This window comes from Zooshikella ganghwensis, from assembly GCF_018263875.1.
Classification (GTDB): domain Bacteria; phylum Pseudomonadota; class Gammaproteobacteria; order Pseudomonadales; family Zooshikellaceae; genus Zooshikella; species Zooshikella ganghwensis.
The window spans coordinates 1-15,513 of the sequence record NZ_JAEVHG010000036.1; the positions used below are offsets into that span (position 1 = coordinate 1).

Here is a 15,513-nt window from a genome sequence, read left to right on the forward strand (position 1 = left end):
GGGATCACCTGGCACCCCTAAACGCACGGTGGCGACATTCCCGGTTTTGGTTAAGCGGGCCGCAATTAAATCCGTAGCCCCATCACCATTGACATCCCCCGTTAACCAACGGTATTGAGACTGATCACGCTCCAAGCCAGGGGTGGCTAACGAAATATTACGGTATGGGGTAACTTTGGCTTCGGCATGTTCCCAGTTAAACTGGGTTTCGGGTAAACAGACCTTCTCTGCCGTACAACGGGTGAGGCCTTTTAACCAATGTTGACGATCATTGACACTGTGATCATAACGTAATTGATAATGTTGGGTGGTTGAACCTGCTTGTATGGCAATCGTTGTTAAATGTCGACGTCGAATAATACGACTGCCATTTAAATAACTGGTAACGCTATACCCATTCTCGTCATAATTAAAATTCAGGGTGGTATTGGCATACGTTATTTTTTGTGGAAAATGCTCACCGTCGTCATGATTTTCCGTATAAAAATAATGAATTAAATTACCTAAACGATCTTCCGTTTTATTAATTGACCAACCGATAACCTCCGACGTACCTTGTGCTTCAAAACGCGCATCATCCGTTTCACCAAAGGTTTCGATCATGCCGTTTTTATACCAGATTTTAAAATACGCGGGCCCATTTCCAGCCGTGCCATAAGAAATAATTTTTAAATCATTTTCTTGTTCAGTGCGGTATTCAGTACCATTAGCACCATAATTACCATTAATCGCGACTAAGCGTTGGCCTTTAAAACAAAATTTATCATTCTCATCAAAATCAACGCCATCAATAAAACCATCTTGGGCTAAGGTCGTCGCGCATCGATTAATGGCTGGAAAACCCGTTAAACGCCAGCCCATGCCGACTAAACCATTACCTTTACGGCTGCCGTATTCCAGCGCTAATGAAGGGGTTAAGCCATTAATCCCTGGCGGTAATTCGAGCGGGACACGGTAATTGGCCGTACCATCGCCACCGACGGAAAAAGCACCAGGCAGGGTACCGACGGCTTTTGTCGTATTGGCTAGCGCAACAGGGGAAAGAAAAACCTGAAAAATAGATAGAATCAGGCAGGCAAGCGTGATGTGAAAACGATTCATTATGTACTTCTTGTGACGACAGTATCAGTATAATTGAGCAAAGTTTGCGCATTATAGTGAGTATCTGCTCACGTTCAAGTGCGATGGATCATTTATTGCTAAAATAAAGTAAAAAGCGAGGTTAGTTGTACGCTAGTTGTGGTTTGTTAATGAGTAATGTTTGCAGTAATGGTTAACTCAACTTACCCTGCTGAATAATTGGATCTGTAAGGCATACCATGATCTTTGGGCTCAAGGTTATGCTCGTTAATAGATTCAAAAGCACACAAGGAGAAAGTGCTGTGAATGCACAAGAAATCATCTTTGAAATCGTGAAATCAGTATTTCCCTCTAATGCAGAAATAAAGGAAAGAAATAACTCACTTTTGATTGATTGGACGTTAAACAATGATCCAGGAAGGCCTAATCAAAGATCCAAAACAATTATTCTCGAAATATCTCAAGAGCTCTTAGAAGATTTACCCAACGAGTCGCAGGCTAAGCAAGAACAATGTTTTGGACAAATTTCAACGTTCCTACAACAAGAGCTTGCTAATTTTGAACCTAATCATAATACCCTTTACGGCCAAGAAACGCCTAGTGAAAGATGGGTAATAACTACACAAATAGCGGGGTTAGGGATAAATGCTGATACCTAATCAGCCATTTTCTTGAATATTAACTCCACCAAAATAGCCGATAACCCTGCGTATCGGCTATATATTATAAATCTAAAACCCTGCTCCTTTTTCTAGGTATAACACCTTCCATTCCTCCAACTCCCGTTGAGAAATACCCATGCCACTAATGCTAAATGGCTGTAAATTATTTAAATCAAATACGACATCTGCCATAAATTTGGCTTGATGCTCAATAGGAATTTCTTCTTGTGTGAACTGTTCAATGCACCGCTTAAGTTGTGAGCCAACAAGTTTGGAGCTCACAACCTGACTAATCAATCGCCTGCGAGTTTCACGGTAAAGAACACGCATTGTGTCGATCCCCATTGCTTCTGTTACAACAGAGTACTGTGTACAACTTCGTAAATAGGAATAAACATAAAGTTCAGCCAGGGGCCTGATTTCATTGCGTTCATAAGTCACAATGACGGCTGTTGCATAGTCATCTTTATCAATATCTGTAAATGACAGTGGCACTAGATTATGCCTAACTAAAGGGATATTCGCGCTAAGCCGTGCTGTTCGTTTATTAACATCAATAAAGGCTTGTAAGTAGCTAATATGGACCAGCAAGAAAAAACTTTGCTCAAAGGGATCATCAATTGAAGCCGCTTTCCCAATCAGCTTTTCGAGCTGAGCGGTAAGGCGTTGTTGGCCTTCCATTGGCATATAGGTTGTCGATGAAACTCTGACTGCATCTTGTCGTATATGACCTGCAGCACCAGGTGCTACCAACCCATCTGCAAGCAAATAGTGTAATGTTTGGATATTTTCCATACTAATCTGTAAACGATTAATCCCATCCACAAGAAACTGTATGGCATCTTTGTGGTTTAAGATCATCACTTTATCAACATCCATCTTACCTTCTGCAGCCGTTCCCTCTAAAAGCAGCTTTTGTGTATCGACTAAAGAGTATGTATTACCTTCTAAACGTGATGAGTGGTAAGACAAATCAATCAGTAGCCTATTAAATATCTTACGAGCATATGTGCCTGCAGGTAACTCTTGGCTTAAACGGCTACCCGTATTATGTAACAGGTCTCGTTCATTTTCAGTCAGGTAGTAAGTTTCATTGGGTGTGTAGGCATCTATCCATTGTGCTTGATATGTACATGGTTGACGTTGAAACAAAGGCTGCCGAATTTGAGCCATAAGCTGTTGACTGATGCTCGAGTACACCAGGTTACTGGGACCAATCTCAATTGCAGGTTGCTGCTCAGAGCTAGATGTTGATTGAGAAATATAACAATAGCGACGTCCCTTAAGTTTACCTTCAGCTTGGATTTTACCTTCATCAACCAGTTGGGCTAAGTAACGCCTTAGCGTGCGCTCAGGTAGGTCTAAGCCCTTCTTGATGTCCCTAAGTGCCACCGGTTGAGTAAACTGCTTTAGGTGTTCTAGTAATTCATCTTTCTGCATGGTTGTCTGGATATCGGCCAAAATTTTAAGTTATCGGCCAACATTAAAGCATAAAACCAATATAACGGCCAGTTGTCGGCCAAAATAGGTATATATCGGCCAAAAAAATGGCCGATAACATAGATTATCGGAAGTTTTTTCGAGGGGGTTGGGTATTCTGCGGTGGAGTAGGCGCACTAAGGGCACGAGCAAATACATCAACAGTTCCTGATATACAGCTTGTGTCTTTTAAAATTTATTTCGAGATGTAAAAAAACCACAAGGAACAGACACGCTTAGCCACCCTGGCCCAGTGCATGAGCACCAATCAGGAGAAGCGACTGGCACTTGAGTATCTAGAGGAGCAACCACCAGCAGAAGCCGTACAAGTGAGCAAGGCGCATGAGGTTGCGTTAGAAGTTTAAAATAAAAAAAACAGCTTTTTGGGTTGGGGTTGCTGCTGTTCTGGTTTTTGGTATTCTGACCTAAATCGAATTCAGGGTATCTTTTTGTTGAGGCTAGTAACTAGATGGCTTATTCAGATATTGAAACTCTTGTTGAGCAGTTAAGTAATAAATCATCAGCTAAACGTAAATCAGCAGCCAAAAAGCTAAGGAAATTAAAGTCAAAAGATTCTGGGACTGCATTACTAGCCGCATTAAAAAGTGAGCTAAAAGATAAGCGGACTTGGGAAACGCAGTATCAAATGATAATGGCTTTAGGAGAGTCAGGTTATATTGAAAGCTTAGGCTTTATGCTTGAACTCACAGAACGAGAGTTTGAGGCAACTATGGTTTATCTAGCACTTGGAGATGCTATAACAAGGCTTACCTACTTATCAGAAAACAGCATCCATAAAGCCATTGAGTATGTGACAAGTAAAAACTATCAACCACTATTATCAGATGGTGTCTTAAGAGCTGTTGCTATGCTAAAAATTATCCCAGAGGAAGATGATATAAATATGCTACTTAATTATGCAGATAGTAGCAGCACGCCAGAAAACAGTAAAGCTTGGATTGTTTCTGCATCCGCTGGTTGGCATAAAAACATAAGAACAGTTCCATTTTTGCAAAGGCAAGTAAGCTCAAAAAACCAACAAATAAAAAAAGCAGCTGAAGCTGCTTTAAAGAAAAAATATGTAAAGTGGTCAATTTTATAGAAAGCCTAAACAGGCCTCCTCATAGTCCCATTTACCTTGAGCCTCTCCTTCATCAAGATAGGCTCGAATTTCCTGATAAGAGACTGCTGGCGGGATATCTACAGAAACAAGTCTAGGCTGGTCACTAACCTCTGAACTACACCCCATAGACTTTAGTGTATCTCTAGTGGATTGAACATCTTGCTCACTAGAAAACCAAAGCCGAATAGTGCTGTGGCCAGAAGTCTCTAATAACTCCTTCATATACAAATAACCGTCGACCTCTTCAGCACTTACAACATCACCAATTGAAACACCTTTTACATAGAAAGGAATATTATCAAGCTTATAGCCTTTCTTTACAGGTAAAGCCCATATGGACTCTGTTTCAGTTTCTTTTGAATCTCCAATAAAATATTCAATAAACAGCTTTACGTGGCTACTCATTTTTACAGTTTATCCCTTTTATCTAGGTTGCATGAGCGACAAAGAATTTGACCATTTTCGAGAGTGCCATCACCACCTTTAGATTTAGGAATAATGTGATCTCTGTGCCTCTCGTTAGATGGAGGAGTTACACCTCGCTGATGTCTCTTAGCTGGTGTAACTTCAATATCGCAGTTTACACAGCGATTTACACCTCCATTTTGAGCAGCATTTTCAGCATCAATTTCCTTTTTAGTTTTTGGGGTAAAGTTTTTACCTGTTCTCTCTATTCCCGCAGAGCCTGGTTTCCTCTGAGGCTTTGTTGTTTTTTTGCCTACATCTTTAGGTAGACCACCTTTCTTTTTCCAAAAAACATCAAAAACAGCGTCGAATGCTTTAGGTATATTTGTTCTCCATGCAGCAGCTAATATGCCTGCAATATCCAAAACTAAATTTACATTTTCAACCGTTTCTGGATCGACATTCCAATCCTTGGCTAGCTTCTCAGTTGGCTGTCTTGTCCCTAATCTATGAATAGCGTGTCTTTTGCCGTAAAAATATTCGTAACCATCCCACCCTGCAACTTGATCAGTATGGAAGTTAACATCATTTTGCACTTGATCAGGAGGATCAAGGATATTATCAAAGTTAACCCCCATGCGTTCATCAAACGTATTGTGACTATCATGATCGCTGAAGCCACTACCTGACTGAGATCCACCCTCTGGTGTATATCCGCCACTTTTTCCACCTGATAATATTTCACTTGGCGAGCCACCATTAAAATAGCTATCAAATGATGGATCTGAGCTTTTTTCACTTATGATGGTAAACCCTGAAGGATCTATTCCGTTAAGGGGATTATTCAGGATATAGCTATAACGATTATAACTCTGTAAATCACCCACAAACTGAACAAATGGGTCTGCGCTCAGGAATCTCCCGACGTTAGGATCATACACCCGCCCGTTCATGTGGATCAGGCCCACACCATCCAAATGCTCGTGGTTGGTGAAGCCGCGCTTAGTAATGGTACTGGTGATTTGCGTAAAATCAATCGCGGCTTGCCAATCCGTCTGACGACGTTTACCCCAAGGATCATAACTAAACCGTTCAACCACTTGGCCATTTTGATCGGTAATGGCGGTGAGTGAGTCTAAGTGATCGCGGTGGAAATAATTGGTTTTTGTGCCATCTTCGGTGCCGGCATTTTCGGTTTTAGTGATAATGGCGACGTCAGCAATGTAATGCTTGTGCTGTATTTTGCCGGTATCACTCACCACCTTTTCATAAACACCGGATTGGTAGTAGGTCGTGCTGGTGCCAGTGGGACCTTGATCAATCCGACGTACGCGTTTTTGATCAGGACCATACACCAGGTCGATTTGGTAGTCACCTTTGATAATCTGATCAGGCTTATCAAAGGCAGTGTAACGCACGGTACGGCCATTACCACTGGTCATATTGCCATTGGCATCATAACAATAGGTCGCGTTTTGGCTGCCCGTGGTTTTGGTTAACGCATGGGGACCGGCTTGTTGGCTGCCGCATTTGCCTGCATAGCTGTAATCACCGACATCGGATTTATGGGTAATATTGCCCAACGCATCGTACTGCACGCTGGTGGTTATAGTGTTACCACTGAGTTGCGCGGTGACGTCGGTTAAGCGGTTGAGTTGATCATAGGCAAACGTTTCTTGGATCTTCTGTCGTTTATCTTCACGCTGAGTGAGGTTGCCTAATTCATCGTAGGCAAAATGCAGGTCTTCAATTTGCGTGGTACTGCCGATATAGGCGCCGCTGTCTTGCAAACGACCGGTTTTGGCATCAAACACCCGTAGCGTGGTCGCACCGTTACCGTACTGTTGTTGGGTAATATTGCCTAACGCATCCACCGCTTGCGCTTGCCAATAGGTGGTGGCATTGCTGGCCTTACCATCGGTAATTGAGGTTAAGTAGCCGCGCTCGTTGTACGTTTGCTTCGCCGTTAAACCCGTTGGAAAGGTCGTTTGTAGAGGACGGCTGTATTGGTCATAGCTGTAACTCAGGGTAAAGCTTTCGCCAAACAGGGTTTGGGTTTCTGCGGTTAAGCGCCCCAAGTTATCATACTGATACTGTTGGCTAATGCCATCAACCGTGACCTGATCCAACAGCCCTTTACGCTGTTGGTCATATTGCCACTCAGAAACACGCCAGAGTAGTTTAGAACTGGCTTGGGCATTTTCCGTTTGTTTGATTAAGCGATCGAGTTTGTCATAGCTGAGCTTCGTGACTTGACCTTTGGCATCCTGCTGACGAATCAGCCGACCCAACGCATCATATTCATAAGACCATGCACCTTTATCAGGATCATTCATCGTAATCTTACGGCCCAACACATCATACTTCAGTTCGACGATATTACTGTCTGGATCCGAGGTTTGCGTCAGATTACCAAAACTGTCGTAGGTGTAGCTTAGCGTACTGCCTAACGCATCAATCACCTTCACCAGTTGACCGGCCCCGTTATAGTGTTCGGTTTTGGTCTGGCCTTTGGCGTTGGTCAGGACTTTATTTAAACCTTGATAAGCCACCTCACTGGTGATGCCATCAGGTTGAGTGGTTTTGACGATCCGTAATAAGGGATCATATTCGTACGTGCTCCAGAACACCTCATCACCTTTAAAGTAAGGTAACGAGGTTTTCTCCACCTGACCCAGCGCGTTATACACCGTGTCCTGGTATTGTGTTTCTCCGGTTAAGGCCAGGGTTTCGGTGCGAATGGTCCGTTCGAGCTGATCCACATAAACCGTGGTGGGGGCACTGCCCTGGGCTTGGGTTTTCACCCAATACACGGCACCTGAAGGACATTCTGTCTCTGCATTACACCAGCCCCGCGTGATGGAAGTATTAGTATTATCCGGTGCCGTTTGGCTCGTCAGACGACCAAAGGCATCGTAACGGTATTGCATGACCAAGCCATTGGCATCAGTGGTCGTTAGCGGCACACCCCAGAAGGCATCGCTGGTTTGTTGCGCCTTATGACCTAAAGCATTGGTGGTTGAGGTTAAAAACCGGCCATCAGCATCATAGCCATACGTCTGTTTGCGTGCAGCAACCTTGGCACCTTGAGTTTGCTCTTCGATTAAATTACCAAAGCTGTCGTATTTAAACTCCGTTGTCAGGACATAATCACCTTGACCTGGTTCCTGAATACGCTGGGTTAATGCACCAGTCGTGGCATCATAACTAAACTGCGTGGTGCGTGTTTGGCTGTCACCCGATACCCCCACATTGGTGGCTTGCGTTTGTGTCGCTAAACCGATGAGCCAGTTACTTTCATTGTTTTGGTAGGTGTTAACGGTGGTGCTTTGTTGCTGGCCTAACGCATCTTTAATAATTTGTTTGGCTTCTGTGTTATTTCCCCAGTCGTCATAACTGAAGGTTTCCGTTAGCGTGGATAGCCATTCATCTTGCAGTGATTTTTGTTGGGTTTCGCGTGACACTAAATGCGTTTGAAAACGTTTAATGTCCCCATCATCCAGGGTATTCACCTGCCAGGTCTGTTGGGCGTCTTTTAATAAAACACCTGTTGCAGACCAGGTTTGTGAATGACTCAGTAAACCGATTTTACGGTTGGCCACATCCTGTAAATACTGGTCGGTGGTTTTAATGCCCGTCTCAACTTGCGTGCTGGTAATTTCAGCAAAACCTAAGGCCCCTAAACCCCGCAGGTGTCGTTTTAAGCCTTTATAGTGATACTGAGTGGTTAACTCGCCACCGATTCCATTGGCTTGTTTGACTTCGCTGACGACATGCACCGTAGGTTGTACATCTTTGACGGGGTATTGGCTGCCAGTGCTCTTGGTGAACGTTGTATTGTGGGTGAGGGGGGTATAATTTATTTGGGTAGTATGACCTAACCCATCCGTAATTTGGGTGATTTGGCGTGCGACAGAACCCGTCACGTACTGGTAGTGGGTGAAGTGACCTTGACTACTGAGACGACCAGCGGCTAAATCAACTTGACCGTCACCATTCAAATCACCCAGTAAGCGAAACCACTGTTGCCAATTGGTGTACAGCGTATTCCACTTCGTCAATTCTCTTAAGCCATCACCTTGTGATAACTGAATATAGGTATGGTGTCCATTGTCACCAAAGTAATCCGCTACCAGGTCTTGTCGCCCATCACCATTCAGATCAGCAATACGGCGTGTATGGTCTGTCCAGTCATTGCGCAAATCGAACCACTTTTGCATTGGCAAAAAGCCGGTCCCCGTTGAAAGTGACACATACACCAGATTGCCAGAGCGGCCCAAATAACTGGACACCACATCATCATTCCCATCACCATTCATATCTGCAATGTGATGGGTGCCTTCATTCCAGCCTTCAGTACTTTGCTGCCAGTGTTCAACAACTTTTGTCGGGTTATCGGATTTAATGACGTATAACTGGTTGCCTGCTTTACCTATGTAGCTAACAACCAAGTCCTGCAAACCATCACCGTTAACATCTGCGGCAAACAACTGATGTTCATTCCAATTCTGGGTATTTACCACCCACTTTTGTGCAGGGGCAAAGTGATCGCCTTCTGACAGCTGTACTTCAATATCCATTAAGCCGGACGTGAGCGCGTAATAAACGATATCACTGCGACCATCCCCATTGACGTCCGCTAGTAATGCTTTATAGCCATCCCAGTTAGTGGTTATGTGGGTCCATTTTTTAGGCGCTGCAAAGCCATTACCCGTCGATAGCTGGACATACACAAAATTACCTGAGCTGGATAATTGATAGGACACCAGATCCGTTAGCCCATCACCATTCATGTCTTGAGCTAATCGATGATGATTCGCCCAGTTTTGACTATCCTGATACCACAGATGTGGCCGTGTTAATCCTGAGTTATCAGCCATGCGCACATTGACCACATTGCCACTTGCTGTCAGTCGCTGAGCAATTAAATCCGCTTTACCATCACCATTGACATCACCGACTAACCAGGAATACGCAGATTGATCATTTTCAATACCAGGCGTTTCGAGCGGTACATTTTTATAGTTAGAAACCGTGGTCTCTGCATGGTCCCAATCGAATGTCGTTTCGGGTAAACAGGTTTGTTCACTGTGACAGAAGCGAATACCTTTCATCCAGTGGCGACGATCATTGGTACTGCGGCTGTAGCGTAATGCATAAAATTGTTTTTTATTGGCCACCGTCATTTCAATTTTGGTTAAATGACGCGTACGGGTAAAACGACTGCCCTGTAAAAAGCGTGTGGTGGTGTAATTATTATCAGTATAAATAAAATTAACGATGACATTCGCATAACTAACTGAAGTCGGATAATGCTCACCAATATCATTATTTTCAGCGTACTGAAAATTAATCGTATTACCAAAACGATCTTCAATTTTATTAATGGCCCAATGCACAATGTCAGATTTACCCTGTGCCTCTACCTGGGCATCATCGGTATGACCAAACTCGGCCATTTCGCCATTTTTATACCAGACTTTAAAATACGCGGGCGCAGAACCTACCGCACCATAGGAAATAATTTTTTTATAACTGTCGTGTTCAGTACGATATTCAGTCCCATTCTTACCATAATCACCATTAATCGCGACTAAACGCTGGCCATTCAGACAATATTTATCATTATCATCAAAATCAACGCCATCAATAAAGCCGTCTTGTTCTAACGTGGTTGGACAACGGTTAATCGCAGGAAAACCCGTTAAACGCCAGCCTGTACCCACTAAGCCACCCTTTTTCTGGCTATCATATTCCAAGGCTAAATTTGGTTTTAACCCATTAACACCTGGCGGCAACTCCAACGGAATACGGTAATTAGCCGCACCATCCGTGCCGACTGAAAAAGCACCAGAAAGGGTACCAACAGCATCTGTTGTATTGGCTATTACAAAAGGGGAAAGAAAGACCTGAAAAATAGATAGAATTAGGCAGGCAAGCGTGATGTGTAAACGATTCATTATGTACTTCTTGTGACGGCAATATCGGTATAATTGAGCAAAGTTTGCGCATTATAATGAGTAGCCGCTCACATTCAAGTGCGTTGGATCATTTATGGCTAAAATAAATTAAGAAGTAAAGTTAGTTGTACGGTAGTTGTGGCTTGTTAAGCAGCGTTTGTAGTAATGGATAACTCTACATACCCTATTGGATAGTTGAAGCTTAAAGTTGTTTTAAGTATTGAGCTAGAGAGACAGTTATTATTTATTAGTTTTTTTGAGGAGAGTTCGATGCTCTGTTGGATTTGCGAGAATGAAGCTAAAACTGGTGAGCATCTTATAAAAGCTTCGGATTTAAAGTCTGAATTCGGCAAAGTCACTCAAAAGCAACCTTTATATTTACATTATGAAGATAGAACAAGAAAAAAGATTAACAGCATAAAAAAGTCAAATGATATCAAATCTAAGGCATTGCTGTGTGCTGAATGTAACAATGCGAGAACATCAGACTACGATAAATCATGGGCAGCTTTGTCAACTCACCTCAGGAAAACAAACTATCCATCGAACAATGTTCTCCGTCTTGATAAGGTATTTCCAGGTAAAACGAAAGAACAGATGCTAAATGTTCACTTGTTTTTTGTTAAGCTCTTTGGCTGTTTAATTGTAGAGTACGGTATTCCAATTAATATATACGGTTTTCAACAAGCAATTCTTAATAGGACACCCCATTCTTGTATCCATATATCAATTGGCAGACTAAGTGAACCCCACACAGGAGTGACAGAAGTTCATGCTCAAAAAACGAATACAAAAGTAGTATTTGCTAATTGGTTATATGCTATTGGTAATGTGGGAGTTAATGTTGTTTATTCAGAACCAGGGCAAAAAAGAAGAGGTTTGTTCAAAACATGGCACCCAACTACTGTAAGCAAGAAATTGAAGTTAAAGATATTTTAGACATAATCTCCTATTGATTAATGTCTAACCAGACAAGTTCTGGAATACTCACTCCACCAAAATAGCCGATAACCCTGCGTATCGGCTATTTTTTGTACAATTCAGATACAGCCCAACACTTATGGGCCTTTACCAATCATCCACAAAGCTGTCCACTGGTTGTGTGGATAGGTGGCTCTGATCTGTCATAAGTCTGTGGGCCATTTGATACAGGATTTATGGATGATAAGGTGGTTGTTCTAGTGATAGCAGTTGGCCGTCAAGAACATAGCAAGGTCTATAAAGCTGCTAAAAAACGCTTCTGACATCCTTTCCGTCCAGTAAGGACGGGGCTTCGCGTGCTAACTCAACGAGATAGTCTATTCTCAACAGCTTGCCATCCAGGCATTCCTAATTGCATCAGTTTGAAGTTGTATCACTTGTTTTTAGATTTAATCCTTTTTTGTTTAACTCTCCAATTTCATATTGGCTTAAATTTAACCCTTCATCCATTGCTTCCTGAATAAGTGTGTTTGCCTTTTTTAAATCATTTTCAGTTGGATTACCCTCAAGAATCGCCAGCCCATATTCATATTTAGTTCCTACATGAACATTATTATCAACATCCTTTTTATACCATTTTAAAGCCTCTTGAATATCTTTCTTAAATGCTTTTCCCTGACGATAGCATCGCGCAGTTTTTAAGTAAGAGAATATATAGTCTTTTTCTGCTGAGCTTTTATACCATTTGCAAGCTTCCTTATTGTTGCCTTTTTTCTCGTACAAGTAGGCTATTTCAGACTCAGCTTCTACAAACCCTTGTTCTGCAGCAGCTTTGATTAATTGAAATCCTTTTTCCCTATTTACCTCACCAGCCCTTTCTACCCTTCCTGATAAATACATTGTGCCTGCTTTAAACTGTGCAAATGGGTACCCCCAATCTGCAGCAACATTATACAAACGCAAGGAAACCGTTTTATCACGCCCCCCGGAATCATAAAAATCGGCTGCTAGCATTACAACAGAGCCTCTAAAAACAAAATAGCACAATAAAACTATAGCTATAGACGTTACAAATATAGTCATTTTTTTATTTATCTTTAGCATCACAAACAAGCTTCCACATAAATATTAAAAAATCAAAATACAAAAAATGTTCTATTTATCTGTCTAGTTTCGACATACTCTCTACTTAATAGATGCTAATACTGCATTTGTAGAACATAGAGCCAGCCCAAAAGCAAAAACCGTCATAGCACATCCTTTTGTTAAGTGATCGCTAATATTAACACAAGTGCATAACGGCTGGCGTGAGAAAGGCCGCACTATCCGAAAGGTTAATAACAAAAATAAACTGTAAATAAAACCACCGTTTTCTTTACAGGTAATTATCGCTCAAGGACGGATGGATCAAAATTCATTATCCTAACGGATAAGTTAAATGAACAGCTCTCTGCGGTCCCGCATGCAGGTTGGTGTGGGGAGAGTTGAGGATATACCAGCTCTTACCCGATTATGCGAAAGTGCAATAATTTAGCAGTATCCTTTATATACCCATTGACCCGATTTACTCTTTTGAAACTCAACTCCCCATTGTTCATTAACGGAAACACCACAGTAATACAAAGCGATTTTACTAGCACTTTCAATCTCCACGTATGAGATATGGTATTCTGTTCCGTGCTCCTTAAATCTATCGATATTGGTCTTTAACATAGCAACCATCTCATCTAGAGCAATTACATTACTAAGTAGCGACAAGGCTTCTTCTTTTGAAACTATGTGTTGTTCTAGATAGATGAATGTTATGTCGGCAGTTGAACACTTTATATCGATGCATATACCATCTGCCTCTATATAAGGTTCAGATTCCTTCAAGGACTTCGACAGCTGATCAAAGCTATCTTTTCCTATCAATTGAAATCCATTCATAAAAGGCTTCTCAGGATAATTTACGCATAACGGAGTAAACAAAGGCGAACCCTGCGGAGGCCTTTGGCCGTAGCAAATTGGTTTGCTTTGTTATGTTTAACCGACTTTATTGACTGAATCACACCACACTTCCTGCCAGCACTCGCCGAAAAACTCCACTTTTATTGTACCGTACTCTTTTTGACTATCTTTTTCTCTTGAAACGACAATATGTTCCATATCGATTAATTCGGGGATACTTTCAATGTTCTTTGGTCCAAGAAATTCTAGTTCTTCGGTAACATTCCCTTTTTCGAATTTGAGGGCGAATGAGAGCACTTTATCAAGACCCTTTCGCTCAATTACTACGCGAATCACTTCCCAATCGCTTCCATATTCATACAGTTTTTCTTCCATATCCACACTCTTAGAAAACATAACGCTTAAAGCATTGGCGCGGACTTTTTCGCGCCCATTGCCTGTGATTGTTAAGTGTTTGCCCCCTGAACACTGGCATATGCTGATGTTAGGAACTCATCAATTTCTTTCTCGTTTATCAATATACGATACTCAATAAATAATGCTTGCTCAGAGCTTACAACAACTGCCTCAGCATCGCACTGAGCATCCGAGCGAAACGTAACCGAACCGATAATATTATCACTCTCAAATTCTACCACTGAGAATGTGTTTCCCTTTTTGTATTTTTGTTGTACCAATTCAGGAGATTTAGTTAATGCAATATCACCAAGAGTGGCTGTGCGATGCCATTCGACAAAATAGGAAACCAAGCGTTCATCATTTCTTATCGAAGCCGAACAGGACCTACAACATTGCTCGCCATCCACTTGAACTGCACACACTTCGCACAAAGGCTCCATACAAAGATGACACTTTAAATTCCTCTTGCAGTTACTACAGTTTTCGTCGTAGATGGTACTTAACATAAATTTACCGATGACACTTAACGTCTCAAATAAAAGGCGCAGACTTGTTGGCTAAAATTCGCAAAGCGAAAGCCAACGAGGCTGTGTCCGTGTTCATTTGTTTTGTTAGGTGCATTAACCAACTTCAAGCACTCTAACTCTACCAACAACTTTTGATCCCTCTTGAACTTCGTATTCCAATCCCGGCTTAAGAACTTTCTCAAAGGGCTCCCAATAAATATATGAAATCACTGCTTTCTTCGTTTCACCGATATCGACACTTCCACCTTCAAAATCGACAGAGCCAATAACAGAACACCCTAATTCTTCGATGAAATGATTTGGCCGAACTCCAGACCAGTATCCTCTCGTTTTTCCATTAATGGATGCGGGAAACAATTCAAATTCAACTGAAGCAACTAAGTCTGAATCCATGTGCACCTAACTATTAATAAACGTAACCATGACGCAAACCAAACCCCATTGTAGGCCTTATAGTTAGTGGTATCTAGTGGGGTGGCTTCTTGCCTGATTAATGTTTTCTAGCCATTCATTCACTTGAGTACGACTTTCAAGTCTCAATTTATTTCCGCTAAAGTATTCGTAAAGCGCATAGTGGAATGAGTGAGAGTTCTTGCTGTCTCGTGTGTAGTACTCAGCACACCAGTCTATCAACCTATTTAATGATTCATCAGTTTGGCCTTGCCTAGCTCTAGATAGCATGCTTGCTTTACAAACCTCCCATGGTATATCTAAAAAAATTACAAAATCTGAATAGGGCATAAATGCTTCTGCCAATGCACCAAAGACACCTTCAACAACCCAATTACTCTTTACTTTAAGGAGCTCAATATCACTTTTAACTATTTCTTTTGACCTTTTGGTATTGAATCCATCTGGCTCCCAGAATAAATCATCTAGAGAAATTAGTTTATTCCCATTTGCTTTGACAATTTCTTCTGATAAGAAGGACTTACCAGAGCCACCATTTCCTAAAACTACAATTCGTTCCATTTTATTTAGTTGGTATTAACTATTAACGAAGACCA

13 protein-coding genes are annotated in these 15,513 nt (G+C 41.8%); 3 read left to right on the plus strand and 10 right to left on the minus strand.

Annotation, left to right across the window (positions count from 1 at the left end):
- The coding region (locus KHS79_RS25145; protein WP_267910818.1) for a SpvB/TcaC N-terminal domain-containing protein at positions 1 to 1,101 on the minus strand (1,101 nt) is incomplete at its 3' end.
- 281 nt (positions 1,102 to 1,382) lie between these two features.
- Here KHS79_RS25145 and KHS79_RS25150 point away from each other — a divergent pair.
- The gene (locus KHS79_RS25150) at positions 1,383 to 1,739 is read left to right on the plus strand and encodes a hypothetical protein (RefSeq protein WP_212722925.1); all 357 of its coding nucleotides are present in this window, start codon (positions 1,383 to 1,385) and stop codon (positions 1,737 to 1,739) included.
- Positions 1,740 to 1,811: 72 nt separating this feature from the next.
- Here the strand turns inward: KHS79_RS25150 and KHS79_RS25155 are convergent, their stop codons facing one another.
- Positions 1,812 to 3,182, minus strand: a complete 1,371-nt coding sequence (locus KHS79_RS25155; protein WP_212722926.1) for a Fic family protein — start codon at positions 3,180 to 3,182, stop codon at positions 1,812 to 1,814.
- Positions 3,183 to 3,690: 508 nt separating this feature from the next.
- Between KHS79_RS25155 and KHS79_RS25160 the strand changes: the two genes are divergently transcribed.
- Positions 3,691 to 4,323, plus strand: a complete 633-nt coding sequence (locus KHS79_RS25160; protein WP_212722927.1) for a HEAT repeat domain-containing protein — start codon at positions 3,691 to 3,693, stop codon at positions 4,321 to 4,323.
- Here the strand turns inward: KHS79_RS25160 and KHS79_RS25165 are convergent.
- On the minus strand, positions 4,318 to 4,749 hold the full coding sequence (locus tag KHS79_RS25165; protein WP_212722928.1) for a DUF4265 domain-containing protein: 432 nt from the start codon (positions 4,747 to 4,749) through the stop codon (positions 4,318 to 4,320). The genes KHS79_RS25160 and KHS79_RS25165 overlap by 6 nt on opposite strands.
- 2 nt (positions 4,750 to 4,751) lie before the next feature.
- Complete coding sequence (locus KHS79_RS25170) at positions 4,752 to 10,709, minus strand: FG-GAP-like repeat-containing protein (RefSeq protein ID WP_212722929.1); 5,958 nt, start codon at positions 10,707 to 10,709, stop codon at positions 4,752 to 4,754.
- Between the two features lie 270 nt (positions 10,710 to 10,979).
- On the opposite strand from KHS79_RS25170, the gene KHS79_RS25175 reads away from it, so the two are divergent.
- Entirely contained in the window at positions 10,980 to 11,648 is a 669-nt protein-coding gene (locus KHS79_RS25175; RefSeq protein ID WP_212722930.1) for a hypothetical protein, read from the plus strand.
- A gap of 399 nt (positions 11,649 to 12,047) precedes the next feature.
- On the opposite strand, the gene KHS79_RS25180 is transcribed toward KHS79_RS25175, so the two are convergent.
- The 6 genes from KHS79_RS25180 to KHS79_RS25205 form a co-directional block, all read right to left on the minus strand.
- The gene (locus tag KHS79_RS25180) at positions 12,048 to 12,734 is read right to left on the minus strand and encodes a tetratricopeptide repeat protein (protein ID WP_233468588.1); all 687 of its coding nucleotides are present in this window, start codon (positions 12,732 to 12,734) and stop codon (positions 12,048 to 12,050) included.
- A gap of 426 nt (positions 12,735 to 13,160) precedes the next feature.
- Entirely contained in the window at positions 13,161 to 13,559 is a 399-nt protein-coding gene (locus tag KHS79_RS25185; protein WP_212722932.1) for a class I SAM-dependent methyltransferase, read from the minus strand.
- Positions 13,560 to 13,655: 96 nt separating this feature from the next.
- Entirely contained in the window at positions 13,656 to 13,955 is a 300-nt protein-coding gene (locus tag KHS79_RS25190) for a hypothetical protein (protein WP_212722933.1), read from the minus strand.
- A 71-nt stretch (positions 13,956 to 14,026) separates the two neighbouring features.
- Positions 14,027 to 14,419 carry a hypothetical protein gene (locus KHS79_RS25195; protein ID WP_212722934.1) on the minus strand — a complete coding sequence of 131 codons (393 nt, stop codon included), beginning with the start codon at positions 14,417 to 14,419 and terminating at the stop codon, positions 14,027 to 14,029.
- A 180-nt stretch (positions 14,420 to 14,599) separates the two neighbouring features.
- Positions 14,600 to 14,899, minus strand: coding sequence for a hypothetical protein (locus KHS79_RS25200; protein ID WP_212722935.1), 300 nt, complete (start codon positions 14,897 to 14,899; stop codon positions 14,600 to 14,602).
- 63 nt (positions 14,900 to 14,962) lie between these two features.
- The gene (locus KHS79_RS25205) at positions 14,963 to 15,478 is read right to left on the minus strand and encodes a P-loop NTPase family protein (protein ID WP_212722936.1); all 516 of its coding nucleotides are present in this window, start codon (positions 15,476 to 15,478) and stop codon (positions 14,963 to 14,965) included.
- Positions 15,479 to 15,513 lie beyond the last annotated feature (35 nt).

Bases quoted from the DNA above. Each gene is read 5' to 3' on its own strand.
- KHS79_RS25155 (WP_212722926.1), bottom strand. From the start codon at position 3,182: ATGCAGAAAGATGAATTACTAGAACACCTAAAGCAGTTTACTCAACCG.
- KHS79_RS25195 (WP_212722934.1), bottom strand. From the start codon at position 14,419: ATGGAGCCTTTGTGCGAAGTGTGTGCAGTTCAAGTGGATGGCGAGCAA.
- KHS79_RS25190 (WP_212722933.1), bottom strand. From the start codon at position 13,955: ATGGAAGAAAAACTGTATGAATATGGAAGCGATTGGGAAGTGATTCGC.
- KHS79_RS25180 (WP_233468588.1), bottom strand. From the start codon at position 12,734: ATGCTAAAGATAAATAAAAAAATGACTATATTTGTAACGTCTATAGCT.
- KHS79_RS25160 (WP_212722927.1), top strand. From the start codon at position 3,691: ATGGCTTATTCAGATATTGAAACTCTTGTTGAGCAGTTAAGTAATAAA.
- KHS79_RS25170 (WP_212722929.1), bottom strand. From the start codon at position 10,709: ATGAATCGTTTACACATCACGCTTGCCTGCCTAATTCTATCTATTTTT.
- KHS79_RS25205 (WP_212722936.1), bottom strand. From the start codon at position 15,478: ATGGAACGAATTGTAGTTTTAGGAAATGGTGGCTCTGGTAAGTCCTTC.
- KHS79_RS25185 (WP_212722932.1), bottom strand. From the start codon at position 13,559: ATGAATGGATTTCAATTGATAGGAAAAGATAGCTTTGATCAGCTGTCG.
- KHS79_RS25175 (WP_212722930.1), top strand. From the start codon at position 10,980: ATGCTCTGTTGGATTTGCGAGAATGAAGCTAAAACTGGTGAGCATCTT.
- KHS79_RS25165 (WP_212722928.1), bottom strand. From the start codon at position 4,749: ATGAGTAGCCACGTAAAGCTGTTTATTGAATATTTTATTGGAGATTCA.
- KHS79_RS25200 (WP_212722935.1), bottom strand. From the start codon at position 14,899: ATGGATTCAGACTTAGTTGCTTCAGTTGAATTTGAATTGTTTCCCGCA.